At 63.3% G+C, this 25,802-nt stretch carries 27 protein-coding genes; 15 read left to right on the top strand and 12 right to left on the bottom strand.

Features of this window, described 5'->3' with window-relative positions; translation table 11 throughout:
• Positions 1-69: 69 nt before the first annotated feature.
• Together ABIE40_RS22235 and ABIE40_RS22230 are read left to right on the top strand one after the other, a co-directional pair.
• A complete protein-coding gene (locus ABIE40_RS22235) occupies positions 70-1,110 on the top strand; it encodes a zinc-dependent alcohol dehydrogenase family protein (protein ID WP_199625791.1) in 1,041 nt (346 codons plus the stop codon).
• 139 nt (positions 1,111-1,249) lie between these two features.
• Complete coding sequence (locus ABIE40_RS22230) at positions 1,250-2,317, top strand: patatin-like phospholipase family protein (RefSeq protein ID WP_199625790.1); 1,068 nt, start codon at positions 1,250-1,252, stop codon at positions 2,315-2,317.
• Here ABIE40_RS22230 and ABIE40_RS22225 read toward each other — a convergent pair.
• On the bottom strand, positions 2,314-3,198 hold the full coding sequence (locus tag ABIE40_RS22225; protein WP_199625789.1) for a LysR family transcriptional regulator: 885 nt from the start codon (positions 3,196-3,198) through the stop codon (positions 2,314-2,316). The genes ABIE40_RS22230 and ABIE40_RS22225 overlap by 4 nt on opposite strands.
• Positions 3,199-3,275: 77 nt before the next feature.
• On the opposite strand from ABIE40_RS22225, the gene ABIE40_RS22220 reads away from it, so the two are divergent.
• From ABIE40_RS22220 to tam, 3 genes are all read left to right on the top strand, one after another.
• Complete coding sequence (locus ABIE40_RS22220; protein ID WP_199625788.1) at positions 3,276-3,902, top strand: cysteine hydrolase family protein; 627 nt, start codon at positions 3,276-3,278, stop codon at positions 3,900-3,902.
• A 37-nt stretch (positions 3,903-3,939) separates the two neighbouring features.
• Positions 3,940-4,389, top strand: a complete 450-nt coding sequence (locus tag ABIE40_RS22215) for a cupin domain-containing protein (protein ID WP_199625787.1) — start codon at positions 3,940-3,942, stop codon at positions 4,387-4,389.
• A gap of 171 nt (positions 4,390-4,560) precedes the next feature.
• Positions 4,561-5,331, top strand: a complete 771-nt coding sequence (gene tam, locus ABIE40_RS22210; RefSeq protein WP_199625786.1) for a trans-aconitate 2-methyltransferase — start codon at positions 4,561-4,563, stop codon at positions 5,329-5,331.
• On the opposite strand, the gene ABIE40_RS22205 is transcribed toward tam, so the two are convergent.
• The 3 genes from ABIE40_RS22205 to ABIE40_RS22195 all read right to left on the bottom strand — a co-directional run bounded on the left by ABIE40_RS22205 (position 5,328) and on the right by ABIE40_RS22195 (position 6,473).
• Positions 5,328-5,648 carry a type II toxin-antitoxin system RelE/ParE family toxin gene (locus ABIE40_RS22205; protein ID WP_199625785.1) on the bottom strand — a complete coding sequence of 107 codons (321 nt, stop codon included), beginning with the start codon at positions 5,646-5,648 and terminating at the stop codon, positions 5,328-5,330. The genes tam and ABIE40_RS22205 overlap by 4 nt on opposite strands.
• Positions 5,645-5,935: a type II toxin-antitoxin system ParD family antitoxin gene (locus ABIE40_RS22200; protein ID WP_199625784.1), complete on the bottom strand. Its 291-nt coding sequence runs from the start codon at positions 5,933-5,935 to the stop codon at positions 5,645-5,647. The genes ABIE40_RS22205 and ABIE40_RS22200 overlap by 4 nt, the downstream gene beginning before the upstream one ends.
• A 64-nt stretch (positions 5,936-5,999) precedes the next feature.
• Entirely contained in the window at positions 6,000-6,473 is a 474-nt protein-coding gene (locus tag ABIE40_RS22195; RefSeq protein WP_199625783.1) for a VOC family protein, read from the bottom strand.
• Positions 6,474-6,649: 176 nt separating this feature from the next.
• Between ABIE40_RS22195 and ABIE40_RS22190 the strand changes: the two genes are divergently transcribed.
• The 4 genes from ABIE40_RS22190 to ABIE40_RS22175 all read left to right on the top strand — a co-directional run bounded on the left by ABIE40_RS22190 (position 6,650) and on the right by ABIE40_RS22175 (position 10,946).
• Positions 6,650-7,291, top strand: coding sequence for an HD domain-containing protein (locus ABIE40_RS22190; RefSeq protein WP_199625782.1), 642 nt, complete (start codon positions 6,650-6,652; stop codon positions 7,289-7,291).
• A 97-nt stretch (positions 7,292-7,388) separates the two neighbouring features.
• Positions 7,389-8,885: a glucose-6-phosphate dehydrogenase gene (zwf, locus tag ABIE40_RS22185; protein WP_199625781.1), complete on the top strand. Its 1,497-nt coding sequence runs from the start codon at positions 7,389-7,391 to the stop codon at positions 8,883-8,885.
• Between the two features lie 172 nt (positions 8,886-9,057).
• The gene (locus ABIE40_RS22180) at positions 9,058-9,621 is read left to right on the top strand and encodes a putative glycolipid-binding domain-containing protein (RefSeq protein WP_199625780.1); all 564 of its coding nucleotides are present in this window, start codon (positions 9,058-9,060) and stop codon (positions 9,619-9,621) included.
• A gap of 125 nt (positions 9,622-9,746) precedes the next feature.
• On the top strand, positions 9,747-10,946 hold the full coding sequence (locus ABIE40_RS22175) for an MFS transporter (protein ID WP_199625779.1): 1,200 nt from the start codon (positions 9,747-9,749) through the stop codon (positions 10,944-10,946).
• 111 nt (positions 10,947-11,057) lie between these two features.
• Here ABIE40_RS22175 and ABIE40_RS22170 read toward each other — a convergent pair whose 3' ends face one another.
• Positions 11,058-12,092, bottom strand: a complete 1,035-nt coding sequence (locus tag ABIE40_RS22170) for a phosphatase PAP2 family protein (RefSeq protein WP_199625778.1) — start codon at positions 12,090-12,092, stop codon at positions 11,058-11,060.
• Positions 12,093-12,150: 58 nt separating this feature from the next.
• The gene (locus tag ABIE40_RS22165) at positions 12,151-13,044 is read right to left on the bottom strand and encodes a LysR family transcriptional regulator (protein ID WP_199625907.1); all 894 of its coding nucleotides are present in this window, start codon (positions 13,042-13,044) and stop codon (positions 12,151-12,153) included.
• A 99-nt stretch (positions 13,045-13,143) separates the two neighbouring features.
• Between ABIE40_RS22165 and ABIE40_RS22160 the strand changes: the two genes are divergently transcribed.
• Positions 13,144-14,559 (top strand): aldehyde dehydrogenase family protein, encoded by a 1,416-nt coding sequence (locus ABIE40_RS22160; RefSeq protein WP_199625777.1) that lies wholly within the window; start codon positions 13,144-13,146, stop codon positions 14,557-14,559.
• Positions 14,560-14,615: 56 nt separating this feature from the next.
• On the opposite strand, the gene ABIE40_RS22155 is transcribed toward ABIE40_RS22160, so the two are convergent.
• Together ABIE40_RS22155 and ABIE40_RS22150 are read right to left on the bottom strand one after the other, a co-directional pair.
• The gene (locus ABIE40_RS22155) at positions 14,616-14,912 is read right to left on the bottom strand and encodes a PH domain-containing protein (protein WP_199625776.1); all 297 of its coding nucleotides are present in this window, start codon (positions 14,910-14,912) and stop codon (positions 14,616-14,618) included.
• A 14-nt stretch (positions 14,913-14,926) separates the two neighbouring features.
• Positions 14,927-15,175, bottom strand: coding sequence for a hypothetical protein (locus tag ABIE40_RS22150; RefSeq protein ID WP_199625775.1), 249 nt, complete (start codon positions 15,173-15,175; stop codon positions 14,927-14,929).
• Between the two features lie 199 nt (positions 15,176-15,374).
• On the opposite strand from ABIE40_RS22150, the gene ABIE40_RS22145 reads away from it, so the two are divergent.
• A complete protein-coding gene (locus ABIE40_RS22145; RefSeq protein ID WP_199625774.1) occupies positions 15,375-17,339 on the top strand; it encodes a rhomboid family intramembrane serine protease in 1,965 nt (654 codons plus the stop codon).
• Positions 17,340-17,366: 27 nt separating this feature from the next.
• Positions 17,367-17,870, top strand: coding sequence for a hypothetical protein (locus tag ABIE40_RS22140; protein WP_199625773.1), 504 nt, complete (start codon positions 17,367-17,369; stop codon positions 17,868-17,870).
• Between the two features lie 67 nt (positions 17,871-17,937).
• On the opposite strand, the gene ABIE40_RS22135 is transcribed toward ABIE40_RS22140, so the two are convergent.
• Both ABIE40_RS22135 and ABIE40_RS22130 read right to left on the bottom strand, forming a co-directional pair.
• On the bottom strand, positions 17,938-18,234 hold the full coding sequence (locus ABIE40_RS22135; RefSeq protein WP_199625772.1) for a hypothetical protein: 297 nt from the start codon (positions 18,232-18,234) through the stop codon (positions 17,938-17,940).
• Between the two features lie 336 nt (positions 18,235-18,570).
• The gene (locus tag ABIE40_RS22130; protein ID WP_199625771.1) at positions 18,571-18,966 is read right to left on the bottom strand and encodes a hypothetical protein; all 396 of its coding nucleotides are present in this window, start codon (positions 18,964-18,966) and stop codon (positions 18,571-18,573) included.
• A gap of 223 nt (positions 18,967-19,189) precedes the next feature.
• Here ABIE40_RS22130 and ABIE40_RS22125 point away from each other — a divergent pair, with 223 nt between their 5' ends.
• On the top strand, positions 19,190-20,746 hold the full coding sequence (locus ABIE40_RS22125) for a helicase HerA-like C-terminal domain-containing protein (RefSeq protein WP_199625770.1): 1,557 nt from the start codon (positions 19,190-19,192) through the stop codon (positions 20,744-20,746).
• 425 nt (positions 20,747-21,171) lie between these two features.
• Here the strand turns inward: ABIE40_RS22125 and ABIE40_RS22120 are convergent, their stop codons facing one another.
• Complete coding sequence (locus tag ABIE40_RS22120) at positions 21,172-21,474, bottom strand: alkylphosphonate utilization protein (protein WP_112714957.1); 303 nt, start codon at positions 21,472-21,474, stop codon at positions 21,172-21,174.
• Positions 21,475-21,878: 404 nt separating this feature from the next.
• On the opposite strand from ABIE40_RS22120, the gene ABIE40_RS22115 reads away from it, so the two are divergent.
• Positions 21,879-23,411, top strand: a complete 1,533-nt coding sequence (locus ABIE40_RS22115) for an ABC-F family ATP-binding cassette domain-containing protein (RefSeq protein ID WP_199625769.1) — start codon at positions 21,879-21,881, stop codon at positions 23,409-23,411.
• A gap of 47 nt (positions 23,412-23,458) precedes the next feature.
• On the opposite strand, the gene ABIE40_RS22110 is transcribed toward ABIE40_RS22115, so the two are convergent.
• The gene (locus tag ABIE40_RS22110; RefSeq protein WP_199625768.1) at positions 23,459-25,264 is read right to left on the bottom strand and encodes a chloride channel protein; all 1,806 of its coding nucleotides are present in this window, start codon (positions 25,262-25,264) and stop codon (positions 23,459-23,461) included.
• An 86-nt stretch (positions 25,265-25,350) separates the two neighbouring features.
• Here ABIE40_RS22110 and ABIE40_RS22105 point away from each other — a divergent pair, with 86 nt between their 5' ends.
• A complete protein-coding gene (locus ABIE40_RS22105) occupies positions 25,351-25,791 on the top strand; it encodes a winged helix DNA-binding protein (protein ID WP_130280677.1) in 441 nt (146 codons plus the stop codon).
• The last annotated feature ends 11 nt before the right edge of the window (positions 25,792-25,802 follow it).

The following is a 25,802-nucleotide window of genomic DNA, read 5'->3' as shown; positions in this document are numbered from 1 at the left end:
AAAAATGATGGAATCCTGTCGCATCCGCGTGCGATGATACGGACGGAATCGCAGACGAAGGAGAGCCCGATGAAAGCCATGTATTACGACGCCTTCGGCAAGACGCCGGAGATCCGCACCGTGGCCGATCCCTCGCCTTCGGAAGACGGCGTCGTCATCGCCGTCGGCGCCACCGGGCTCTGCCGCAGCGACTGGCACGGCTGGATGGGCCACGACCCCGACATCCGCCTGCCGCATGTGCCGGGCCACGAGCTTGCCGGCAAGGTGGTGGCAACGGGCAAGGGCGTGATGCGCTTCAAGGTCGGCGACCGCGTCACCGTTCCCTTCGTGTCCGGCTGCGGCCATTGCGGCGAGTGCCATTCCGGCAACCAGCAGGTCTGCCCCAACCAGTTCCAACCGGGCTTCACCCATTGGGGCTCATTCGCCGAATATGTGGCGATCGACTATGCCGAGACCAATCTCGTGCACCTGCCCGAGGAGATCGACGACGCGACGGCGGCGAGCCTCGGCTGCCGCTTCGCCACCTCGTTCCGCGCCGTGGCCGACCAGGCGCGGACCGGCCCCGGCGAATGGATCGCCATTCACGGCTGCGGCGGCGTCGGCCTCTCGGCGATCATGATCGCCGCAGCACTCGGCGCCAATCCTGTTGCCATCGACATCTCCGACGAGAAGCTCGCCTTTGCCCGCGAATGCGGCGCGGTGGCGACGATCAATGCGGCGACCGTCGGCTACGTGCCGGAAGCGGTGCGCGAGATCACCAAGGGTGGTGCGCATGTCTCGATCGATGCGCTCGGCCACCCCGTCACCTGCTTCAACTCGATCAAGAATCTGCGCCGCCGCGGGCGCCATGTGCAGATCGGCCTGATGCTCGGCGACCACTCGACGCCGCAGATCCCGATGGCGCAGGTGATCGGCCACGAACTGGAGATCTACGGCAGCCACGGCATGCAGGCCTGGCGCTACGACGCGATGCTCTCCATGCTTTCGGCCGGCAAGATCGCGCCGCAGAAGCTGATCGGCAAGCGCATCAGTCTCGAGGAGGGAGTACCGGCGCTGGTGGCGATGGAGCGCTCCGAAGGGCTCGGCATCAGCGTCATCACCCAATTCTGATCTTCAGCCTCGATGTCCGGGATCGGGACAGTCGAGGCGCAATCGTTAACTATTTATTGGTGTATTTAGTCGAATTGCAATTTATAATACATGAGGCATAATCCCGCTCGCCCGGAATGACTCCGGCGCGGAGGGGACCATGACAGTTCGATTCATCCTGTCGATCGATGGCGGCGGCATTCGCGGCCTCATTCCAGCAATCATCATCGAGGAGCTCGCCAGGCGCCTGAAGGGGCCGGCGATGCACGAGGTTTTCGACCTGATCGGCGGCACCTCGACCGGCGGCATCATCGCGGCAGGGCTCACCTGCCCGAACCCGAAGAACAAGAAGACCGCCGCCTGCACGCCCGGCGATCTCGTCAAGCTCTATGCCGACGAAGGCAAGGATATCTTCTACTCGAAACTGATCTCGCGGATCATCAATATCGGCGGCTGGCAGGAAGAACGCTACAGCGCGGCGACCCTGGAAGAAAAGCTGCAGGCACGGCTCGGCGCCAACACGCTGATCGCCGACGGTCTGACGAAGGTGCTGATCACCGCCTACGACATCCACCAGCGCGAAGCGGTGTTCATGACCAATTGCGATATGGAGAATGCCAAATTCCGCTTCTGGGAAGCGGCACGCGGCTCTTCGGCGGCACCCACCTATTTCGAGCCGGCGCTGGTCGAGAACCTGGCGAAACCCGCCGGCGACGAACAGCGGAAGATCCCGCTGATCGACGGCGGCGTCTTCGCCAACGATCCGGTTCTCGCCGCCTATGTCGAGGCCCGCAAGCTCTGGCAGGCGGCGAGCGACAGTTTCGTCGTGCTCTCGCTCGGCACCGGGCGGCAGAACCGCAGGATCCCCTATCAGCAGGCCAAGGACTGGGGCGCCTTCGGCTGGATCAATCCGCAGAACGGCACGCCGCTGATCTCCGTGCTGATGCAGGGACAGGCGAGCACGGCAGCCTATCAGACAAACAAGCTGCTGAACCCGAAGGGCGCCAAGCTGAACGCCGAGGGCTCCACCGACATGAGCTTTGCAAAGCCTGAAACGCTCGCCTATTTCCGCATCGACGGGAGGCTGCAGGGCGCCAATGACGATCTCGACGATGCCAGCACCACCAATATCGAGCAGTTGAGGACCGTGGCTGAACGGTTCATTGCCGATAACGGCGCCGTGCTCGACGCCGTGGTGGGCCGGATCAAGGCGGAGAAGAAGATCTAGAGGGTCTCCATACCCGCGAACAGCGCCGAGAGACGCTCCCAAATGGCGCTGACCCTCGGCACATCCCTAAGGCCGGCCGGCGCCAGCATCCAGAGTTCGCGATCGGGCATGACGGCGCCGAAATCGATCTCGATGAGCGAGGGATATTGCCGTGCCTGGAACCGCTGGAGCATCGCGACACCCATGCCGCCCGCGGCGGCGACGGCCTGGGCGATGGCGCTGCCGGAACGCACCGAATAGCGATGGCGCGCATGGTGGGTCTCGAGCCAGCGGGCTTCGGCGATCAGCAAGTCGCTGTCGAGGTCGAATCCGATCAACGGCATGGCTTCGCCATTCCTCCAGCGGGCAGCCACCGCCTCGCTGGCATAGAAGCCGTGGGTAATCGTTGCGACACGCTTGCCGGTGAGGTCGCTATCCGCAGGGCGGCCGAGCCGCAGCGCGATATCGGCTTCGCGATGCGCAAGACTATGGACGCGGACATCGGTCAGGATCTCAAGCTCGATGCCTGGAAGCCCATCGAGGATTTCGCCAAGATGCGGCGCCAGAAGCAGATCGGCGACCGAGCGGATGGTCGTCAGCCGCACGCGCCCGCTCGGCCCTTCCGGCGATACGAGCCGATCGCGGATGACGGAGGCCGCGGTCGCCATCGACGTCGTCTCCGCCGATATCGACTGCCCCTGCACGGTCAGGACATATCCATCCGGACGTCGCTCGAAGAGCTGCACGCCGAGCGTCATTTCCAGCGCCGATATCCGGCGGGCAACGGTGGCGTGATTGACCTTGAGCGCGCGGGCCGCTGCCGACAGGCTGCCATGGCGGGCGAGCGCCGCAAAGAAGCGGAGGTCTTCCCAGTCGATATCTGTGCGTTTCTGCTCAGCCATTGCGCTGAAATAGCGAATATTCGCTCATGATGGAAGCCGCTAGTCCTACGCTGCCAACCGAAACAGGAGATAGATCCATGGCTCCCCTCACCCTTCTTCAGCGCAGCGGCGCCACCGCCGAAGCCGCCGACTGGCAGAAAGCCGTCATCATCGTGATCGACGCGCAGAACGACTATGTCGATGGCAGCCTGCCGCTCACCGGCGTGGAAGCGGCGGTCACCGAAATCCGCAGCCTGCTCGATCTGGCGCGTGAAGACGGCGTTCCCGTCGTTCATGTCATCCATAAGTCGGGAGCGGGAAGCTGGCTCTTTGACCCCGGCTCGCACGGCGCCGAAATCATGGCGGCGCTGGCGCCCGTCAACGGCGAACACGTGGTCGAAAAGACGCTGCCGAATGCCTTTGCCGGAACGGACCTCCATGCCGTCCTGACCGGCATAGCCAAGGAAACCGGCAGAAGCGAACTTGTGCTTACCGGCTTCATGACCCACATGTGCGTCGGCGCCACGGCGCGCGCGGCACTCGATCTCGGCTTCAAGTCGACGGTCATCGCCTCGGCGACGGCAACACGCGATCTGCCCGACCCGCTGGACGGCGTGATCCCGGCCGAAACGGTCCAGAGGACGGCGCTTGCCGAGATTGCCGATCGCTTCGCGACGGTAGCACGCGACATATCGGCCGTTGCCAAACGCGCCGCGAAGGTCTAACGGGCGTGCCGTAAGAAAAAGAATGAAAGGGACGTTAATGTCCAACTCCAGTGTTAAGACTTTGGCGCAGACGGGCGCGAAGGTCTATTTCGTGGCCGGCGACCGCATCGAGCGGCAGGTCCGGCTGCAGGGCTCCTGGCTGAGCATCGTCGACGTCACCGTTCCGGCCGGCGGCAGCGCCACGCCAGATGTGATCGACAGCCCGCAGGTGCTGCGTATCATCGAGGGACGCCTGTCGATCTGGCGGATAGCCGATGGACGGCGCGAAGAGATTGCCGCACTCGCCGGCGATATCGTTTCGATCGGCGCGCATCAGGCCTATGGCTATGCCAACCCCGATAGCGCCGAGGCGGTGTTTTCCGCCACCATCGACAGCGCCAGCGGCGAGGCTCTGGTCACCGCAGGCGAGGCACCCGCATTGCCCGGCCCGATCCAACGGATCGGGACTGCCGCAAACAGCGACGGCACAACCATCCGTGCCGCATAAACCTTTGAAAAGGCGCCTCATTGCAGGCGCCTTTTTTCATTGCAGTTCACCGGGCAGTTCACCTGGATGTCATCAGGCAGCGCATATAAGCCCCAGTGAATTGCTGATAGAGAAGAGCCGCGGCGCGCCAGCCGGCGATCCGCAGAGAGAAAGCCAAGCAGGAGGTTCCCCATGGCATGGTCTGCCAGCCAATACGTCAAATTCGAGGATGAACGGACGCGCCCGGCGCGCGATCTTCTGGCGCAGGTGCCGCTGGCATCCGTCAAGAATGCCATCGACCTCGGCTGCGGACCCGGCAATTCGACGGAGCTGATCATCGACCGCTACGGCGTCGAGAATGTTTCCGGTCTCGACAGCGACGACAACATGCTGGAAGCCGCCCGCAAGCGCCTGCCGCAGACGCGCTTCGACAAGGCCGATCTCTCGGCCTGGCAGCCCTCCGGCCAGCCCGACCTGCTGTTTGCCAATGCCGTCTTCCAGTGGCTGCCCAATCACCTCGACATCTTCGAGCGCCTGATCGATGGCCTGGCGCCGGGCGGCGTTCTCGCGGTTCAGATGCCCGATAATCTCGCCGAGCCGACGCATCTTGCGATGGAAGAGACCGCCCATGCCGGGCCGTGGAAGGCCAATTTCGAAAAGAAGAGCGTCCGCCGCAACCCGCTGCCGCCGGCATCGACCTATTACAGCCGCCTCTCCCCCAAGGCTGCCCGCGTCGATATCTGGCACACGATCTACAACCACCCGATGGCCGATGCCGCCGCGATCGTCGAATGGCTGAAAGGAACCGGCCTGATGCCCTATCTCGCGCAGGCCGGCGAGGAGCATCGCGAGGCATTCCTGGCAGATTACCTGGCGCGTATCGAAAAGGCCCATCCGAAAATGGCCGATGGCCGCGTGCTGCTGCGCTTCCCGCGGATCTTCATGGTGGCGGTGAAGGCTTAGGGATTGCCAGGGGCATCCCCGTCGTCATCAAGGACGACGTTCCTGCCGTGATGGAATACTCGCAGGATCGTCACTTTGCCCGCTCCGACCAGGAAGGCGATCGTCGCCTTCCTTTTGAACCCTACCGTTCGCAAGCCCGGCCGCAGATGATCATGGCTGCGGCCGCGTTCGGGGAAGGTTTCGAATTCCTCGCAATCGTCGATGATGTGATCAACGTACGTCCGGGAGACCTGATGACCCGCCACATCGGCCAGATACAGATAAATTTGCTGCAAGTCCGCTTCGGCCAGAGGATCGAAGGCGACAGCGTATTTCATTTCCGTTCGGACTTGCCGGCGCGTTGGCCGTCCATGAAGGATTGAAGGCGCTTTCGCGTCTCGGCGATCGGTATCGCCCGGCCGGGATCGGCATCCTGCGCATCGGCAGCAGGAAGAACCTCTTCCAGCAACCACTTGTCGATGGCCGCATTCTGCGCGCTCAGCGCACGCAGTCCGGCGCGGATGACCTCGCTTTCGCTGGCATACTCGCCGGACGAAACCTTGTCCTTGACCATCTGCGCCATCTCGACCGGCAACGTGATGCTGAGTGCTTGCGTGGTGCGCATTACGAAATCCTCGATACGATTAAATCATATCAAGCTTCGCCGCATTCTACAAACCAGATGCACCCTACCCCCGCCGCGCCGCCTCGATCTTGGCGATGTCGATCTTCTGCATCGTCATCATCGCGTCGAAGGCGCGCTTGGCTTCCGCCGGGTTTGCCTTCAGCGCTTCGCTCAGCGCCCGCGGCGTGATCTGCCACGACAGGCCCCATTTGTCCTTGCACCAGCCGCAATCGCTTTCCTTGCCGCCATTGCCGACGATGGCGTTCCAGTAGCGGTCGGTTTCTTCCTGGTCCTCGGTGGCAATCTGGAAGGAGAAGGCCTCGCTGTGCTTGAAGGCCGGGCCGCCGTTGAGGCCGATGCAGGCAATGCCGGCGACAGTGAACTCGACGACCAGGACATCGCCCTCCTTGCCATCCGGATAATTGCCCGGCGCGCGGACCACAGCGGTCACGGCGCTGTCTGGAAAGGTCGCCGCGTAGAAGCCGGCAGCCTCCTCGGCATCTCCGTTGTACCAGAGGCAGATGGTGTTCTTGGCCATGATGCGTTTTCTCCCATTCGCTTGCCATTGCCTCAAGACATAAGGGCCGTCTTGAATTTCTCCAGTCCGGATGCGGCTTCAGGCGGCGATGGCGATATGGCGCTCGCATGGCTTCGGTGATAGGCCGGTGGCCTCGCCCGCCCGCAGCATCCCGCCTGCAGCCCAAGGAGTTCGACATGTCCAGCCCTACCGCCGATCATCTGGAAAGCTTTCTCGGCAATCGCCGCCTCAGCCAGCAGATTGCCTTCATCCTCGAAGTCGAGAAGCTGAAGACGGTGCTGCGCCGAACGCTGCTTCTCGATCGCTCGCGGGTCGAAAACGATGCCGAGCACACCTGGCAGCTGGCGCTGATGGCGATGGTGCTTTCGGAGCATTCGCGCGAGAAGGTCGAGCTCGTCCGCGTTCTGAAGATGCTGCTGATCCACGATATCGTCGAGATCGATGCCGGCGACACCTTCGCCTACGACACCGTGCTTGCCGCCAGCCAGGCCGAACGCGAACTGAAGGCCGCCGAGCGGATTTTCGCGCTGCTGCCGGAAGATCAGGCGAAAGAATTCCGGGCGCTGTGGGACGAGTTCGAAGCGAAGGCTTCAGCCGAATCCCGCTTCGCCAATGCCATGGACCGGCTGCAGCCGCTGCTGCACAATTTCTTCACCGAAGGCGGCACCTGGAGCGCGGGCGGCATAACGGCCAAAAGCGTCGAGCGCCGCATGCAGCCGATCGGCATGGCTTCCGATACGCTCGGCGATCTCAGCGCCCAGCTGATCGCGCTCGCCGTCGAACAGGGTATTCTGGCGCCAGCGCCGCAGGAGGGCTGAGCCTAACGGCGGGTGGCGGCGTCTGCGTCACGCCGCCCCGCTTGCCCGCGCCGTAGGGCCGCTTATATTCGCCTGACCAGCCAAGGAGCGAGACGCCATGACCGATGCCGTGCCCACCCCGCCCGCAACGCTTGTCATCTTCGGCGCCACGGGCGACCTGACGCGGCGCCTGCTCATTCCGGCGATCATCAACCTGACGCGCAGCGGCCTCGTCGGCGACGACCTCAATATTCTCGGCATCGGCATCGACCAGGGCGACGACGAGATGCTGCGTGGGAAGCTGGACGACTTTCTCGCGAGCCTCGGCGGCGACCAGCCGCTTTCCAAGGACGAGGCGTGGCTGAAGCTCCGCAAGCGCATCTCCTATCTCGCCGGCGATTTCACCAAGGACGAGATCTATGGCGAGATCGGCAAGCGTCTGAATGGCAATGCCGCCTTCTATCTCGCCGTGCCGCCACGCTTCTTCGGCGAGATCGTCGAGCGTCTCGCCGCCAACAAGCTGACCGGCGAAGGCGAGAACTGCTTCCGCCGCATCGCCATCGAAAAGCCCTTCGGCACCGATCTCGCCTCGGCCAAGGCGCTGAACGCGCAGATCCTCTCCAAGGTGGCGGAAAGCCAAGTTTACCGGCTCGACCATTTCCTCGGCAAGGAAACGGTGCAGAACCTGATGACGGCGCGCTTTGCCAACATGATGATCGAGGCGCTGTGGAACAACCGCTATATCGACAACGTGCAGATCACTGCCGCCGAGATCGTCGATGTCGGCACGCGCGGCGCCTTCTACGACGCGACCGGCGCGCTGCGCGACATGGTGCCGAACCACCTCTTCCAGCTGCTGGCGATGATCGCCATGGAGCCACCGAACAGCTTTGACGCCGAGGCGATCCGCAACGAGAAGAGCAAGGTTTTGAAGGCGCTGCGCGTTTATACGCCGGAGGAGGCGAAGACCCATGGCGTTCGCGGCGTCTATAGCGCGGGCAAGCTCAACGGCGCCGATATCACCGCCTATCACGACACGCCGCAGGTGGCGCCCGGCAGCAAGACCGAGACCTTCGTGGCCCTGAAGCTCTATGCCGATACCTGGCGCTGGGCGGGCGTGCCCTTCTATCTCCGCACCGGCAAGGCGATGACGGCGCGCGATACCGAGATCGTCGTCACCTTCCAGCCGGTGCCCTTCGCGCAGTTCCGCGAGACGGAGGTCAACCGCCGCCTGCCGCCGAACCGGCTGATCATCCAGGTGCAGCCGGATGAGGGCATGAGCATGGAAATCTCCATCAAGTCGCCCGGCCTTTCCGTCGATACCGTGCCGGTCTCACTCGATTTCCGCTACGCTGACCAGTTCGATATCGGCAAGATGACCGGCTACGAGTCGCTGATCTACGACCTGATGATCGGCGACCAGACGCTGTTCCAGCGTGCCGACGGCATCGAGGCCGGCTGGGCCGCCGTCCAGCCCTTTCTCGATCTCTGGGCGAAGGAAGGCGAGCCGGAAGCCTATGCGCCGGGCACGATGGGCCCGGCCTGCGCCGACGAACTCATCGAGCGCGACAACCGCCACTGGCACGATATCGGCGCGATCGCCAAGAAGACGTAAGCACGGTTCAACCCACGCGGCAGAAATGCTAGGTTTCCTCAGGATCAGTCGACAGTCATCCAGCATGGCTGAATGCCGATCGGTCCGAGGCAAAAAGACCCGGAGCCCGGCTGACGCCCCCTTTGCCCGCCTCCGCATTGCGCGCACGCGTGTTAAAAAGGGAGGCATTCGCATGCAGACTTCAGTTCTGTTCTGGCGCCGCACCGATATCGAAGGGTTCGAGCGCCTGACGCTCAGCGTCGGCGCCGAGAGCGTGACGGCATCGTCGACCGTTCTCTGTCTCGAAGACGGCGGTTTCCGCCTTGATCACCACTGGCGGCTCGACGGCGGCTGGAGCGCGCAATCGGTCACCGTCGAGCGCTGGAACGGTCGCGACCACAGGAAGTTGACGCTGGAGCGCGTGCCCGGCGGCTGGGAAGTCGACGGCCTGCCCCGCCCCGACCTCGACGGCGCCGACGAACCCGACCTCTCCGTCACCCCTTTCTGCAACACCTTCCCGATCCGCCGCACACCGGAAACACCGGGCAGTACCCTCCCCCTCGACACCGCCTTCATCGACGGCCCGGCCATGACCGTGACCCGCTCGAAGCAGCGCTACGACCGGCAGGGGCCGGGGCGCGTGCGCTACGTCGATCTCGGGTTATCGATTGGCTTCGAGGCGGATCTCAGGGTGGATGAGCGGGGGCTGGTGGTGTTTTATGAGCATTTGTTTGAGCGGGTGGCTCCTCCCGCCTGATGGCCAGATGTTGCTATTTCGTTCCGGTCCCGCTTTTATAGGCGGCAACGCGCCGATTCGGGAGATGGATTTGTGATCGGGATGACGAGTGGAGCACGCCAGACACCGGCAGGGCGGCCTGCGTCGTGAAAGCCTACCTCGCCATTCTAGCCATGCCCGCAGCCCGCTGGTCCTATATCGCCGCCTTCGTCGCGCGGTTGCCGATTGCCATGGTGCCGCTCAGCCTGCTGATCCTCGTCGAGGCAGCGACAGGATCCTACGCGCATGGCGGTCTCGTCTCTGGCGCCTTTGCGCTCGGCAGCGCCTTGTCCGTGCCCTTCTGGGGACGGGCGCTTGATAGAGGCTCCCACCGGCGCGTCATAGCAGGAACCTCGCTCACCTCGGCCGCCTTCCTCGCCCTCGCGCTGATCGGCACCGCGCAGCACTGGAGCCTGCCCGCCATCGCGGGATTATCGCTCGGCGTCGGCCTGTTCTTTCCGCCGGTCACCCCGGCGATGCGCGTCGCCTGGCGGCGTCTGGTCCCTGACGGTTCCGGCCTGTTGGCGCCAGCCTATGCACTCGACGCGGTCGCGGTTGAAACGCTTTTCGTCCTTGGACCGCTGGTGGTCGGCGGCCTCTATGGCGGCGGCCCCACCTTTCCCGTGATCGCCACCTGCATCCTGCTTGCGACGGGTGGCGTGGGTTACGCCGCCTCTCCGGCGGGGCGCGTCAGCGGCGAGGCGGGCGGCCGATCGGCGGGCGACGCTCTCGGCGCCATCATTCTGCAGCCGGGCATCCTGCTTGTCGCAATCATCGCAGCCACCATGGCGGTCGGCTTCGGCCAGATGGACGTCGCGCTGACGTCCGCGGCGCCGGCGATCTCCACACATGGCCTGATGCTCGGCCTGATGTTTACCGCTGTCGCCATCGGCAGCATTGGCGGCGGCCTGTTCTTCGGCGCAAGGGAATGGCACTTTTCCGCCTATCGCCTGCTCGCCGCATCGCTCGGCGGCTTCGGCATCGGACTCGCCGCCGCCGGACTTGGCCTAAGGCTGGCACTCCCGCCGCTTCTGCTGCTGCCCATGCTGACACTTGCCGGGCTCTTCATCTCCCCAGGCCTGCTCGTCATGCAGCAAATGATCGATCAGATACTGCCGCCCGGACGGACATCGGAGGGCCAGGCGCTGCTCAATGCAATGCTGACGGCAGGCGGAGCGGCAGGGATGGCGCTGGGCGGCTTGTGGGCGGATGCCGGACCACCGATGCTGGTGTTTTTCGCGGCGGCGGGGACGCTTTTGGTTGGGGCCGGGATAGCGGGGCTGGCGGGAAAGCGGCCGGGGCGATAAATCAGCACCGTTTCTCAATCACATTGGCAGTGTCGGTATAACCTGGATTTCCGTCATAACGTTCCCCACAATTCACAGTATTCAGGGGCCTCGGCCGCTTACGGGGGAAGATCACTTGGAAAGGGAAATAGCCGAGCGAGATACCTCTGGGCCACCTGCTGACGAACGTCCCGCACCTGTAATCCAGACAAGGAATGCTATCGACACCATTGCGACGCCACAACCAGCAATGACATCGATTGCGTAATGACCCGCGGAAGTGACGGCCGAACATGCCATGGCGACATTCAGGAGGATCGCTGGATATCTAAGTGCTTTCAGCGGCCATGCCGCCCATGCGCACAGAAGCCCGGTTGCGACATGCACTGAAGGAAAGGTCAAAATGCCTTTACTTGAAGCCAGGTTCCATACGAAGTTGCTGTCCTCGCGCACCGCGTTAAACTCATCCAGAAAATAATAGCCGTAGAGTATGTCCAGATTCTTCAGCGTTGCGCCGTCAAAGCCGTAATACGCATAGGTCCCAATTGCCGGCGTCCAAATCGAGATAAAACTGGACAGGAAGCAGATGACCGCAAATCCTGCCACCATCAATCTTGCCCGGGCTTCGTGTTTGAAGGCAGCAAGTATTAGCGGCCAAAGCAATAGCTGAAACGAAAACGTCAGGTAGGCCACGTTGAAGATCGCCGCAAGCAGTGGCTGGCTGTCGACGAAGTATATCGTACTTGCCCAATCAAACCCGAGTGCGGCATCCGCAAACGCAAGGTTCTGGTCTTGCAAAGGCATGCTCAGCCAAACACCAAGGTAGGTCGAGAGCGTGATCGGCGGCGCCAGCAGGAGCGCATAGACAACGCACCGGATACCGGCCCGTATATCGAGCATGCCGAAACGAGTGCAGAAAGCGCCGATCATCAGAAATATGCAAACGAGGGCAACAAGGGGTGCGATGCCAATGAAATCGATCTTGAAGCCGCCTATCGCCGCCAATCCAAATGTCGAAACATAGGTCACTATGATAAAAACTTCGAGCACACGCTTTGGACGACATCTCTCCATAAACACTCCCAAAAACTCCCGCAAAAGTTGATTTTTAGGAATAAAACTTAAAGGAGAGATTAATATAACCGCTCCACTTATGGCCGAACGCAACAGGCCACACCCTGAGTTCGGGTATTTTTCCTAGCTTTGAGCGCCCCGCCGTTGCCCCTCAATCCCACCGCATCTCCCTCACCACCTCGACAAACGCCCTCAGCTTCGCCGGAATATGCCGCCTGCCGGGATAGTAGAGGCACAAGCCGGGATAGGGCGCCGTCCAGTCCTCGAGCACGCGGATCAGGCGGCCGGCGGCCAAATCTTCGCCGAGCTGCCATTCGCTGAGATAGGCGAGCCCTGCGCCTTCGCGGGCGGCGCGCAGGATGAGGTCGCTTTCGTCGAGGATGAGATTACCAGGCACATCCATGGTGAAGGCGTCGCCGCGTCTTTCGAACTCCCAGCGGTAGATGGTGCCGCTGGCCATGCGGGCGCGGATGCAGCGGTGGGTTTCGAGGTCGGCCGGTGTCTTCGGCCGCGGGCGGGTGCTGAAATAGGCGGGCGAGCCGACGATGGCGGGGCGGATCAGACGGTTGATCGGCACCGAGATCATATCTGGGGGTACGGCTTCGAGGATACGGATGCCGGCGTCGAAGCCCTGGGCGTTGATATCGACCAGCGCCCCCTCGGTGACGATTTCCAGCTGCATGCGGGGGTAGCGTCTCAGATATTCCAGCGCCAGAGGCGCCAGCACCATGCGGGCGGCGCCGACCGAGGTGTTGATGCGCAGGAGGCCCGAGGGTTCCGAGCGGTGCTCGTCGGTGAGATCGATGGCATTGCGGATGGCCGTCAGCGCCGGGGTGATCTCGGCGACGAACTGTTCGCCCGCCGATGAAAGCGTGACGCTGCGGGTCGTGCGGTTGAACAGGCGCACGCCGAGCCGGGCCTCGAGCGCGGCGATCTGCTGGCTGAGCGCCGAGGAGGATATCCCGAGCTCGCGGGCGGCGGCGCGGAAGCCGCCCTTTGCCGCCACCGTCACCACCGCTTCCAGCTCCGCCAGCGTGCCGCGCATCATTGTCCCGATTTCCTTATCAGCTCGTCCTTTATTCGACAGCTTATCAGAGCAATCGGCCGATGCCAGATAGGGCGTATCGCAGACAGGAGAAAAGCGATGCGCAACATTACCGAGATCTATATCGACGGCGCCTTCGTGACGCCGCATGGCGAGGAGATCGCCGAACTCTTCAACCCCTCGACCGAGGAGAAGATCGGCACCGTCCGGCTTGGCGACCGCGAAGACGCGCAAGCGGCGATTGCCGCCGCCAAGCGCGCCTTCCCGGCCTTTTCGCGCACCGGCAAGGCGGAGCGGATCGACATGCTGCAGCGGCTGGCCGCGGCCGTTTCGGCCCGCGCCGGGGAGATGACGGCGGCGATGGCGGAGGAATATGGAGCGCCGCAATATTTCACCGGCTTCTCCGTTCCCTACGCCGCTTCCGCCTTTCTGAAGATGGCCGAAGTGCTGGAGACCTATGATTTCACCCGCGTGATCGGCCGCGCCGAAGTGACCATGCAGCCGCTCGGCGTCGTCGCGGCGATCACGCCATGGAACAGCAATTACGGCTTCATCTGCGCCAAGCTCGCCACGGCACTCGCCGCCGGCTGCACCGTGGTCATCAAGCCGAGCGAGATGAGCGCCATCCAGACGCAGCTGATTACCGAATGCCTGCACGAGGCGGGACTGCCGAAGGGCGTGTTCAACATCGTCAACGGCCGCGGCGATGTGGTCGGCGCCGAGTTCAGCGCCCATCCTGATATCGCCAAGGTGAGCTTCACCGGCTCCACCGCCGTCGGCAAGCAGATCCTGCGATCCGGCGCCGAGACGCTGAAGCGGGTGACGCTGGAGCTCGGCGGCAAGGGGCCGAACATTATTCTCGACGATACCGATCTCGACAGCGCGATCCCGACCGTGCTGATGATGGGGCTCGCCAATAGCGGCCAAGCCTGCATCGCCGGAACGCGCATTCTGGCACCCGAAAGCCGGATGGCCGAGATCCTGCCGCGGCTGAAGGCCGGGGCCGAAGCGATCAAGACAGGTGATCCCAGTGATCCGGAGGTCAAGATAGGGCCGATGGTTAGCCAGAAGCAATATGACCGCGTGCAATCCTATATCCGCCTCGGCGAGGAGGAAGGCGCCGAACTGCTGACCGGCGGCCCCGGCAGGCCGGAGGGGCTGGAGCGCGGCTGGTTCGTGCGCCCGACGATCTTTGCCAATGTCCATAACGGCATGCGGATCGCCCGCGAGGAGATTTTCGGGCCGGTGCTCTCGGTCATTCCCTACAGGGACGAGGAAGACGCCATCCGGATCGCCAACGACACGAGCTACGGCCTGCAGGCCTATGTCCATTCCAGCGATCCGGCCCGCGCCAGGCGCGTTGCCGAACAAATGGAATCCGGCCGCGTCGTCATCAACGGCGCGCCGCACGAGCCCTTGGCACCCTTCGGCGGCTTCAAGCAGTCGGGGATCGGGCGCGAGTTCGGGGTCTTCGGCCTGGAGGCGTTTCTGGAGCCGCGGGCGATCTTGGCTTGATGGTTAGGGCGCCCGTGCGGCGATGGCGATACGGGTGCCGTTGCCGTTCGGGCACCTCACGCTCTTGCAGTCGGGCTTGTCCGATCTCTAAGGCTCTGAAGCTCGCGCATCGCAGTGACTGTGTCTTCAATCCCAACAAAAGCCAGTCTCAGCATGGTCTTGCCATCGGATGTGTCCTGAACCTCCTGGCGGAAGACGACGTTGCCCCATCCGAGAAGATTTTCGCGAAACTCGATGGCGTTGATTGCGTTTGGTCCAAAAGTCAGGACGCGCTTCCGGAAAAGCTTGGACACGATGAGAACGCGCCGATCTGTAATGGCATAGCCTGTCCACGGCGCAGCGATGGCTTCCATGATCGCCTTGCCGGCTATTCCAATCCCGACGAAAACGAAAAGAGAGGAGAAAAGGGCCAGAGGAATACTATCGGGCCGGCTGCCGTCCAGCAGGAACGGACCCAGCGGGTACCCCCAACGATCGCAAAAACAATGCCGAAACCGATGTTCATGGCGTTGCTTAAGAGCATCGCCAAAGCAGTCGGCTGGCCGCTCCATCGCAGGACCTCGCCCGGCTGCAATTCGGAGAGCACGATATTTTTGGCATCCATCTGCTGAGACATGTTCGCGCCCTCCGCAACCGGACAATAGCATAACGCCATCGGCCCACAATCGCGACCGAGCGCCGCGGTCATCGGTTGGTCCTCCCGAAATTTCAGGAGTATAAAATGACCGTTAGCGTTGTATAAACAACCATGCATATGCTGCCCCGCGGCAACCGATCAGCGAATCGATCGCGCGAGACGGTTGGACCAAACGACGGTGACTGAATTGACGGCCTGGTTCTACAAGCATCTCAACGGGGAAGTCGGCCCGGTCTCAGAAACCGAAATTCGTATCCTGCTCGAAAGCGGTCAACTGACGCCGGGGACAAAGGTGCGCACCGGGCCTGACAGTGACTGGCGCTCGATTGCGACCGCATTTGCGACGGATAGGACGACCTTGGCCGAGGCCGCAGAGACCCGGATTCCAGGAAACGAAGGTTGGCTGACAGACGCACCCCTGGCGGATGAACGGCGTGAGCCTCAGCACTATTTCTATAATCGCGGCAAAGTTGCCAAGCCGCTTCTCATTGGCCTTACCCTCGCCGTCGGCCTCGGCCTGGCAGGATTCCGATCCCATAGCGAAGCGGCTGCATTCGCCTACCTCGCCTATGCCTGCGCCGGGTTTTTCGCGCTGGCCGTCGTGGTCTGGACGAGACGATTGCTGCAGCGTGAACCTGCTCTGACGATGGATGCCGAGGGCTTCAGGCTCGCCGAGTTTTCTGAAGACCGGGTTCCCTGGACGGCCGTGCGTGATGCCGTGAGGCACCGCTCAAGACACGCCGACAATCTCATTTTCGAGCTCGACCGCGACGTCGCCAAGACCCTCCGGCTCGCTGGCCTGAAAGGGCTGATGCAGCGGTGCCTCGGCAGGTCACGCAACAAGGCCACCGTCATGATCGCACATATGCGGGCAGAGCCGGATGTCATCGTGCGCGAAGCCAATGCCTATCTCGCAAGGGCGCAGGTGACCCGTCCACTGTCGCCGGTCGAGCAGGCGCAGGCGGCGGCGGAACAGGCGATGTCCGGAAGGCTGGAGCGCGATCGCCCGCTGATCACCTACCTTCTGATGGTGTTGCTGAGCGCCATCTACACCTGCGAAGTGGTGTTCGGCGTCGATGCGGGAGACCACGGGGCGCCATCGATACAAACGCTGTTCGTCTTCGGCGGCACGATGCACGACAGCATCTTCATCGATCACAACTATTGGCGCCTGTTTACCGCCCCGTTCCTGCATGCCGACTTTCTCCACATCCTGTTCAATCTGGTCGGCCTGTGGCTGGCGGGACGCCGGCTTGAGCCGCTCGTCGGGCGCCGCTGGTTTACAGCGCTGTTCCTGGTCAGCGCGCTGGGCGGCTCCTTGGCCTCCATTCTCTTCAACCCGCCGAACCTCGTCGGGATCGGCGCGTCCGGCGGCATTGTCGGTCTGTTCAGCGCCCTGATTGTCGCAAGCTTCCGATTTCCCGCAGGCGCGACGCGAACCGGATTGCAGATTTCGGCCGCCCGAGTTCTCATCCCTTCACTCCTGCCGCTCATCCATGCGGCCAGAGACGGAAACCAGATCGACTACGCCAGCCATACCGGCGGCGCGATTGCCGGCGCAATCGCGATGTTTGCCCTGCTCAGAATCTGGCCTCTTGAGGCAAATATCCCGCGGTTTCCGCGGGTCGCCTCCCTGCTGGGCGGCGCCTACTGTCTGGTCCTGTTGCTGGCGCTCTTCCCCATTCTCGTTGCCAGGCAGGATATTGTCGCAGATCCGTTCCTGAATTTCTTTGCCGGCCGCTACACGGAGGCGGCTTCGATATTCATGGAGAAATCGGAGAAGGGCGGAGAGCCGGCGCCCTATTACCTCCTTTGGCGATACCTCGCTCAGGTTCGCGGCGCAGATCCACAGGCGAGCAGCAATCTGCGAAATGCGTTCGCGGCCGCACCCGACGTCTGGCCGAAGCCGGTCTCGAAATTGCTGCTCGGCGAGGCAAGCGAAGAGGCCACCATAGCAGCAGCCGGAAACGACAACCAAAGATGCGAGGCGACGTTCTATGTCGGCGAGTGGTATCTCCTTCACGGCAAGCGCGACGTGGCCAGAGATCATTTTGCCAAGGCGCTGGCCTGGTGCCCGAAGACATACATGGAGTTTGATGGCGCCAGGGGCGAGTTGCAGCTGATGGCTGGAATAAAGCCCTGACACCGTCGCAACCTGGGAGAGGATGAAATGAAAATCGAAGTCGGCATTCTGGCGATCATCTTGACGGCATTATCCCATGGAACCTGCGACGCCGCCAAATTTCCTTCCTACTGGCAAAAGACAATGACCAATGATCCGGCGACGAATTACTTCGTTGCCCAGTCGATGAAGCCGCTTGGCAGCAGCGATGCGCAGACGCTGCGCGTCGTCCAGCTCGCCAGCGTTGCCGCTACGCAATGCCGCGGCGCAACGCTCAACAGCAAGGCGATGCGAGCCTACAAGAAGTCGACGGGCTATGCCGGAATAAAAGGCAAGGCCTATGACGACGCAGCATTTCTGGCCGACGACAGCTTCAAGTATTTCAATTTCGGAGCACTCGCGCATCTCTGTGCCGGCACCGACTATCTGTTTGGCCCTGAAGGGCATCTTGCTCCAGGATTGGTCAGAGCGGGCAAGGGCGTTCCGATCGCATCATACGATCCCCAGAACCCCTATGTGCGCCTGAAGCAACTCAAGCGGCCTCAACGGTAAGCATACATCACCCCTGCCCGCCCGCAACACTGCGGGCGGCCGCTTGGGCTCTAAATTGACCACCAGCCTAGTTGGCGCGGTCCGGGCAGGCCGCGTTCACGGTGCCGTCGTGACGGCTGGTGCGGGTGTTCTCGCGCTCGCACGGCGCCGTCCAGCTCGACGGCCGGACGATGGTGATCGTGCCGGTTTCGATCGGGTCCAGGGGGATTTCCAGACCGCTCTGCTGCGCATCATATTCCGGCGACGTGCCGGGAGGCGGGCTGCCGTCGAAACGGCCGTTGGTATCGACGCCCATGCTCGACTGAGCGAAGGCCGGAGCTGCAATGAGAAGCACTATGGATGTCACTGAAATAAGCTTACGCATGATCGTTATCCTTCCGGTGTGATCATCGCGACGGAAACAGTGGAAATGGGCGTTTTGTTCCGCTGTGACGGAGGGCCGGTTCGATCAAATTTGGGCGATTGGAAACGGGGGGGTAAGCGGTGGCTTGCGGTGGTGGTTTTTTGGGACGGTGGGCGCTGAGGCTGGAGCCCCCTCATCCGCCCTTCGGGCACCTTCTCCCCGCGGGGGAGAAGGGAAAACTGCGGCGCCCGCCTGATGTCACCTTCTCCGCTGGGGATGAGGGGGCCGCGGGCACTCCCTTAGATACAAAAAGCCCCGCGCGATGCGCGAGGCTTTCATCTTAAGAAATCAATTCACTCAGACGAACTGGCTCAGGCCCGGTACCGAGGCCACCACCTGGTCGACGATTTCGTCGCCGGCATACTGCTTGGCGACGGCGATGGTTTCCTTGGCGAGCGCGGTGATCTCGCCCATGCCGAGGCCTTCGCTCATCAGCTGCTGTCCGAGGCCCATGATGCCGCCGCCGCCGCCGAGCGCGCTCATCAGGCCGCCGAGCAGGCCGCCGCCGCCGGCGCCTTCACCGTTGAACTGGGCGACAAGATCGGAACCGCCGGGGATCGCCTCGATCATCTTGGCAACCGGGCCGTCATCGGCTTCGCGCTGCAGGAAACCGAGCATCATGCCGAGCGCCTTTTCGGCGAGGTCGGGCGCAATGCCTACGCGGTCGGCAATCTGGGTCACAACTTCATTCATCGTCAGCCTCCTGTTATTTGACGTTAACGTCAACGTTAATCGAACTTGTTCCGCAACTCAAGCGGCCTTCGACAGGACCGCGTATCGTCCAGAATTGCTTTTAATGCAAACAGTTGCTGCCATCACACTCCCTGCTTATAACAGGTACAAGATAGGAAAATGAATGCGGCTGATCTTCGCATTCCAGCTGTAGCGGCGGCCTTGGCCCACGGGAGATTTCGCAATGCTCGAAGACGGCAAGATTTTCATCGGCGCCAGCCGCAATCCTGATGATAGCATCAACAAACCGGAATATCTGGACCTGAAATTCGGCAATCGCCACGGCCTCGTCACCGGGGCCACCGGCACCGGCAAGACGGTGACGCTGCAGGTGCTGGCAGAGGGTTTTTCGAAGGCCGGCGTGGCCGTGTTCTGCGGCGACATCAAGGGCGACCTTTCGGGCATCGCCGCCAAGGGCGAAGCCAAGGATTTCCTGACCAAGCGCGCCGAGCAGATCGGCTTCACCGATTACGAGTTCGACCAGTTCCCTGTCATCTTCTGGGATCTCTTCGGCGAGAAGGGCCATCGCGTGCGCACCACCATCGCCGAGATGGGGCCGCTGCTTCTGGCGCGGCTGATGGATGCCTCCGAGCCGCAGGAAGGCGTCATCAACATCGCTTTCAAGATCGCCGACAAGGCCGGCCTGCCGCTGCTCGATCTTAAGGATTTCTCCTCGCTGCTGAACTACATGGCCGAGAACGCCAGCGAGCTTTCCAACCAGTTCGGCCTGATCTCCAAGGCCTCTGTCGGCTCGATCCAGCGCGCCATGCTGGTGCTTGAGCAGCAGGGCGCAGAGCACTTCTTCGGCGAACCGGCGCTGAAGATCTCCGACATCATGCGCACCGACAACCGCGGCTACGGCCAGATCTCGGTGCTGGCCGCCGACAAGCTGATGATGAACCCGCGGCTCTACGCCACCTTCCTGCTGTGGCTGCTCTCCGAACTCTTCGAGGAGCTTCCTGAAGTCGGCGATCCCGACAAGCCGAAGCTGGTGTTCTTCTTCGACGAGGCGCATCTGCTCTTCAACGACGCGCCGAAGGTTCTGACCGAGCGTGTCGAGCAGGTCGTGCGCCTGATCCGCTCCAAGGGCGTCGGCGTCTATTTCGTGACGCAGAACCCGCTCGACGTGCCGGAGACGGTGCTCGCCCAGCTCGGCAACCGCGTGCAGCACGCACTACGCGCCTATTCGCCGCGTGAGCAGAAGGCGGTGAAGACCGCCGCCGATACCTTCCGCCCCAACCCGGCTTTCGATTGCGCCACCGTCATCACCACGCTTGGCACCGGCGAGGCGCTGGTTTCAACGCTGGAGGCCAAGGGCGCGCCGTCGATCGTCGAGCGCACGCTGATCTGCCCGCCGTCGGGCCGCGTCGGCCCGCTGACCGACGCAGAGCGCCAGCAGGTGATGGACCACAGCCCTGTCCTCGGCGTCTATGACGAAGACGTCGACCGCGAATCCGCCTTCGAAATCCTCGCGGCCCGCGCCAAGAAAGCGGCCGATTCCGAGGCCGCCAAGCAGGCGCAGAAGGCCCAGCCGACGGAAGCCGGGACGACCTCGGGCTGGAGCCTGCCGGGCTTCGGCGGCGGTGACGACGACAAGCAGAGCGGCCAGGGCCGCGGACGTTCGTCGGGCTACCAGCGCGAGACCGTGGTGGAAGCGGCGATGAAGAGTGTGGCGCGGACGGTTGCGACGCAGGTCGGCCGGGCGCTGGTGCGTGGGATCTTGGGGAGTTTGAAGCGGTAGGCTTTTCGGGCGGGTTCACCCCCCTCTGCCCTGCCGGGCTACCGGCGCCGAGCCACGGGTCTCGACGCGCTCTTCGAGCCCCCACAAGGGGGGAGATTGGCTGAGGGCGGCGCCTCAACCACCCTCATTCCTGTGCTTGTCACAGGAATCCAGTGCGCCCCAGTCCTGGGGCGCGGGAGACTTCTTCAGTAAGCATATGAGTCATTCACCGCGCAGACGCGCGGTGGCTGGATCCCTGTGACGAGCACAGAGATGAGGGAGATCTGGGTGGCTGTCGCGCCTAAAAATTCGGGTGCGGCTCCTGTCCAATAGCCTAGCGAGAGCGCTCCCCGGCCAATCTCCCCCTTGTGGGGGCTCGAAGAGCGCGTCGAGACCCGTGGCTCGACGCCGGTAGCCCGGCAGGGCAGAGGGGGGTGCCCCGCCCCTCACCGCTTCCGCACAAACTCCGTCCGCAACACCAGCCCCTTGATCGCATCATGGCGGCAGTCGATTTCCTCAGGATTATCCGTCAGCCGGATCGAGCGGATCACCGTGCCCTGCTTCAGCGTCTGGCCGGCGCCCTTGACCTTCAGGTCCTTGATCAGTGTCACGGAATCGCCGTCCTGAAGCACGTTGCCAGAGGCGTCGCGGACTTCTGCGGCGGCAGCGGCGGCGGCTGCCAGTTCGGATGCCGGGCGCCATTCGCCTGTTGCTTCGTCGTAAACGTAATCGTCGTCACCGGCTGCCATCGGCCGCTCTCCTTGAAATGAATGTCAGTATGAGACCGGCGCTTACAGGAGCGGGAGGGCGGCGGCAAGACCGGGGTAGCCGCAGCGTACAGTTGCGAAGCGGGCGGTGCGATGCTATTTCATTGGCGTGCGCTCAAAGAGAAAGGAGGGTCACGTGCAGAATTTCTATTTCCGGTATTACCGGCAGCGTGGCCCCGTCAACGCCCTGCAGATGCGTTTGCAGGGCTGACCAGAGACCGTTTCTCGAGACACATCTTCCTGGTCTGCCCCCTCGTGGCATGCAGCGCCTGAACCCCCGTGGTTTGCGGCTGCAATTAACTATCCACCGCCGCTGACGCATTCATCGATGATGGCCTGATGCCCTCGATGAATTCGGCGCGCGGACCGACCAGAGAGTTTCTGACATGACCCTCATCAATATCCGCAACCTCGGCATCACCCTGTCGTCGCCGCTGTTTTCCAGGCTCAACCTCGCCGTCAACGCCGGCGACCGGATCGGGCTCGTGGCCGCCAACGGGCGGGGGAAATCAACCCTGTTCCGCTGCATGGCCGGCGCACTGGAGGCGACTGAGGGCGAGATCACCCGCGCCCGCGAGGCGACCGTCGGCTATGTCGAGCAGAATGTGCCCGCCCCGCTCCTTCCCCTCTCCTTCTACGAGGCGGTGCTCGATGCCCTGCCTGCGGAACAGGCGGAGAGCGAAAGCTGGCGCGTCGATGTCGCGCTTGAAGGGCTGGAGGTGCCGGAGGAGTTCCGTACCCGTGCACTCTCGGCCCTGAGCGGCGGCTGGCAGCGGCTGGCGATGCTGGCGCGCGTCGCGGTGACCGAGCCCGACGTTCTGATGCTGGACGAGCCGACCAACCATCTCGATCTCGGCAAGATCGCCATGCTCGAGATCTGGCTCAATGCCCTGCCGCGTGACACGGCAGTCGTCATCGCCAGCCATGACCGCGCCTTTCTCGATGCCGTCAGCAACCGGACGCTGTTCCTGCGGCCCGAGAATTCGCAGCTCTTTTCGCTGCCCTATTCGCAGGCACGCGCAGCACTCGACGAGACGGATGCCGCCGATGCCAAGCGCTACGAGCGCGACATGAAGGCGGCCGATCAGCTGCGCAGGCAGGCCGCCAAGCTTCACAATATCGGTGTCAATTCCGGCAGCGACCTGCTGGTGGTCAAGACCAAGCAGCTGAAGCAGCGGGCGGAGAAGCTGGAGGACGCGGCAAGGCCCGCGCATCTGGAACGCTCGGCAGGCGCGATCAAGCTCGGCAATCGCGGCACCCATGCCAAGGTGCTTGTTACCCTCGATGATGCCGAGGTGCGCACACCGGATGGAACCGTGCTGTTCAAGACCGGCAAGCAGTTCATCTGCCAGGGCGACCGGATCGTGCTGCTTGGGGAGAACGGAGCCGGCAAGTCGCGCTTCATCGCCATGCTGCGGAAGGCGATCGGCAACCCCGAGGCCGCGCAGGACGGCATCAAGGCGACGCCCTCGCTGGTGCTCGGCTATGCCGATCAGGCGCTGGCCGATCTCAGGGATGCCGATACGCCGATGGAGACGATCATCCGCCGCTTCGATATCGGCGACCAGCGGGCACGCGCGCTGCTCGCCGGCGCGGGAATGACGATCGACATGCAGTCGAAGCCGCTCGGACGTCTCTCCGGCGGGCAGAAAGCGCGGCTCGGCATGCTGGTTCTGCGACTGACGGAGCCGAACTTCTACCTGCTGGACGAGCCGACCAACCATCTCGATATCGATGGGCAGGAAGCGCTGGAGGGCGAGTTGATGGCGCATCAGGCAAGCTGCCTGCTCGTTTCCCACGACCGCAGCTTCGTGCGCGCCACGGGCAACCGCTTCTGGCAGATCGAGCGCAAGCGGCTGGTGGAGGTGGAGAGCCCCGAAGGGTTCTTTGCCGCAGCGGCGGCTGCAGGCGCGGGCTGAGCGTGGAAGACAGTCGCGGCCTCAGTGGCCGCGACTGCCTGATGGCTTCAGGATAGCGCCTTGGCGCTTCGTCCGAAATAGGGCTGTCGTTCCGTTTCGTTGGCCTGCAGGGAGTGGCGAAGCCGCAGCAGGTCCTTGCGGGCGACCAGACCGGCAAGCTGGCCGCTCTCGGGATCGACGATCGGAATACGGCCGGCGTCGGTCGCCAGCATCAGGTCGGCGACGTAGCCGACCGTGTCATCGGGATGGGCGAGCGGCAGGGAGGCATCGGAGACGAGATCGGCGAGCGGCTGATCGAGCTCCGCCCTCTCCTGCTGCCAGCGCAGCACATCGCCGCGCGACACCAACCCCTTGAAAATACCGAGCTCATCGACAACGGGATAGACGCGGTGGGTTTTCTCCTTCGTCGTGAAATGGCCGATAGCCTCGGCGACCGTCATGTCGGCCCGGAAGCTGTCGACGTCAGAGATCATGATGTCGCGGGCGCGGGAGAATTCGAAGGGATCGATGCCGTATTCGCGGGTGATGTGCTGGCCGCGGCGGGCGATCTTTTCGGTGAGGATCGAGCGGCGCAGCAGCAGCACGGTGACGGCATAGGCCGAAACCGTCGCCGCCAGCAGCGGCAGCAGCGCGGAGACGTCGCCGGTCAGCTCTACGGCGAAGAAGGTGCCGGTCAGCGGCGCGCGCATCGTGCCGCCCATCATCGCGGCCATGCCGAGCAGCGCCCAGAAGCCGGGATCGCCGGGCAATACCAGGCCGACCAGCCAGCCGAGCGCGCCGCCGAAGATCAGCAGCGGCGCCAGCACGCCGCCTGACGTGCCTGACGACAGCGCCACGAGCCAGATCGCCGCCTTGACGAGCAGGATCGTCAGCACCGCCTGCGGCAGCATTTTGCTGCTCAGGAGACCGTCGATGATATCGTAGCCGACGCCGAGGACGCGCGGCTCGATCAACCCGCCGAGGCCGATGATCAGCCCGCCGAGCGCCGGGCACCACATCCAGTGGATCGGCAATGCCTCGAAGAGGTCCTCGATCTTGTAGAGCAGTGTCGTCAGGATGCCCGACTGCAGGCCGGAGACGATGCCCATGCCGGCGCAGAGCAGGATGCCCCACCAGGGCAGGTCCATGTGGAACTGCTTGGGAAAGAGAGCTCCGGCCTCGAAAAGGAACGGACGCCAGCAGATCGAGACGCAGGCTGCAACGGCGACGGGAATGAAGCTGCGCGGCTTCCATTCGAACAGCAGGAGTTCGACGGCAAGCATGATGGCGGCGATCGGCGAGCCGAAGATCGCCGTCATGCCGGCAGCGGCGCCGGCGACGAGCAGCGTCTTGCGCTCGGCGGAGCTCAGATGGAAGCACTGGGCGAATAGCGAGCCGATGGCCCCACCGGTCATGATGATCGGGCCTTCCGCGCCGAAGGGGCCGCCGGTTCCGATCGAGATCGCCGAGGAGACCGGCTTCAGGATCGCGACCTTGGGCGACATCCGGCTGCCGCCGATCAGGATCGCCTCGATCGCCTCGGGAATGCCGTGGCCCCTGATCTTCTCGGAGCCGAAACGCGCCATTAGGCCGATGACGAGGCCGCCGAGAACCGGGACAGCGACCATCCAGAGCGAACGCGGCGCCTCGGCCAGCGATACCGCATGGATGCTGAAGCGGGCGAACCAGACGAGGTTGGTGACCAGCGAGATGAGGCTGACCAGCACCCAGGCGGCAAAGGCGCCGCCGGTGCCGACGATCACCGCCATGCCGATGAGGGCGATGACGCGCTTGTCCGTGGTGAAATCTCCGGCCTCGCGCCGGGAAAGGCCGCCCATGAAATCATGCGGCCGGTGTTTGCTGTGTGGAGACATCGGGGTTCCTGTTGACAGGCTGGCAATGCCGGGCCAGATATATCGTATTGCGATATAAATCAAGTCATGGTTTGAGGATGAGTGAGATGCCCGGAGAAAGCCTGTCAGAGATGGAATATGAGGCGCTTGCCAATCTGAGATACCGGATCCGCAAGTTCCGTCAGTTCAGCGCCGAAGCCGCAGATCGCCTCGGGCTGTCGCCGCAGGAGCATCAGGCGCTGCTCGCGATCAAGGGGCTCGGCATTGGTGGCGCGATGAGCGTTTCCAGCCTCGCGGAAAAGCTCTTCCTCACACCGGCAGCCGCGGCAGAACTGGCAGCAACGCTGCAGGCGCGCGGCCATCTGACTGTGCACATCAAGCCCAAACGCCGCGCGCATGTGCGATTGACAGATCAGGCAGAAGAGCTATTGCGTCGGCTGACACCTGCTCACCTCCACGAAATCCGCGAGATGGCGCCGGAACTGATGCAGGCACTACGCGCGCTGCAGGATCATCGGCGGATGGAGATGGCGGCTTGGATGCAGTGACGGCGGAGGAT

Source organism: Rhizobium sp. OAE497 (assembly GCF_040546565.1).
Classification (GTDB): Bacteria; Pseudomonadota; Alphaproteobacteria; order Rhizobiales; family Rhizobiaceae; genus Rhizobium.
Note: the sequence above shows the minus strand (reverse complement) of the source record. Positions and strands in the feature narration are given on the sequence as shown.

Bases quoted from the DNA above. Each gene is read 5' to 3' on its own strand.
- ABIE40_RS22235 (WP_199625791.1), top strand. From the start codon at position 70: ATGAAAGCCATGTATTACGACGCCTTCGGCAAGACGCCGGAGATCCGC.
- ABIE40_RS22230 (WP_199625790.1), top strand. From the start codon at position 1,250: ATGACAGTTCGATTCATCCTGTCGATCGATGGCGGCGGCATTCGCGGC.
- ABIE40_RS22225 (WP_199625789.1), bottom strand. From the start codon at position 3,198: ATGGCTGAGCAGAAACGCACAGATATCGACTGGGAAGACCTCCGCTTC.
- ABIE40_RS22220 (WP_199625788.1), top strand. From the start codon at position 3,276: ATGGCTCCCCTCACCCTTCTTCAGCGCAGCGGCGCCACCGCCGAAGCC.
- ABIE40_RS22215 (WP_199625787.1), top strand. From the start codon at position 3,940: ATGTCCAACTCCAGTGTTAAGACTTTGGCGCAGACGGGCGCGAAGGTC.
- tam (WP_199625786.1), top strand. From the start codon at position 4,561: ATGGCATGGTCTGCCAGCCAATACGTCAAATTCGAGGATGAACGGACG.
- ABIE40_RS22205 (WP_199625785.1), bottom strand. From the start codon at position 5,648: ATGAAATACGCTGTCGCCTTCGATCCTCTGGCCGAAGCGGACTTGCAG.
- ABIE40_RS22200 (WP_199625784.1), bottom strand. From the start codon at position 5,935: ATGCGCACCACGCAAGCACTCAGCATCACGTTGCCGGTCGAGATGGCG.
- ABIE40_RS22195 (WP_199625783.1), bottom strand. From the start codon at position 6,473: ATGGCCAAGAACACCATCTGCCTCTGGTACAACGGAGATGCCGAGGAG.
- ABIE40_RS22190 (WP_199625782.1), top strand. From the start codon at position 6,650: ATGTCCAGCCCTACCGCCGATCATCTGGAAAGCTTTCTCGGCAATCGC.
- zwf (WP_199625781.1), top strand. From the start codon at position 7,389: ATGACCGATGCCGTGCCCACCCCGCCCGCAACGCTTGTCATCTTCGGC.
- ABIE40_RS22180 (WP_199625780.1), top strand. From the start codon at position 9,058: ATGCAGACTTCAGTTCTGTTCTGGCGCCGCACCGATATCGAAGGGTTC.
- ABIE40_RS22165 (WP_199625907.1), bottom strand. From the start codon at position 13,044: ATGCGCGGCACGCTGGCGGAGCTGGAAGCGGTGGTGACGGTGGCGGCA.
- ABIE40_RS22160 (WP_199625777.1), top strand. From the start codon at position 13,144: ATGCGCAACATTACCGAGATCTATATCGACGGCGCCTTCGTGACGCCG.
- ABIE40_RS22155 (WP_199625776.1), bottom strand. From the start codon at position 14,912: ATGGAAGCCATCGCTGCGCCGTGGACAGGCTATGCCATTACAGATCGG.
- ABIE40_RS22150 (WP_199625775.1), bottom strand. From the start codon at position 15,175: ATGTCTCAGCAGATGGATGCCAAAAATATCGTGCTCTCCGAATTGCAG.
- ABIE40_RS22140 (WP_199625773.1), top strand. From the start codon at position 17,367: ATGAAAATCGAAGTCGGCATTCTGGCGATCATCTTGACGGCATTATCC.
- ABIE40_RS22135 (WP_199625772.1), bottom strand. From the start codon at position 18,234: ATGCGTAAGCTTATTTCAGTGACATCCATAGTGCTTCTCATTGCAGCT.
- ABIE40_RS22130 (WP_199625771.1), bottom strand. From the start codon at position 18,966: ATGAATGAAGTTGTGACCCAGATTGCCGACCGCGTAGGCATTGCGCCC.
- ABIE40_RS22125 (WP_199625770.1), top strand. From the start codon at position 19,190: ATGCTCGAAGACGGCAAGATTTTCATCGGCGCCAGCCGCAATCCTGAT.
- ABIE40_RS22120 (WP_112714957.1), bottom strand. From the start codon at position 21,474: ATGGCAGCCGGTGACGACGATTACGTTTACGACGAAGCAACAGGCGAA.
- ABIE40_RS22115 (WP_199625769.1), top strand. From the start codon at position 21,879: ATGACCCTCATCAATATCCGCAACCTCGGCATCACCCTGTCGTCGCCG.
- ABIE40_RS22110 (WP_199625768.1), bottom strand. From the start codon at position 25,264: ATGTCTCCACACAGCAAACACCGGCCGCATGATTTCATGGGCGGCCTT.
- ABIE40_RS22105 (WP_130280677.1), top strand. From the start codon at position 25,351: ATGCCCGGAGAAAGCCTGTCAGAGATGGAATATGAGGCGCTTGCCAAT.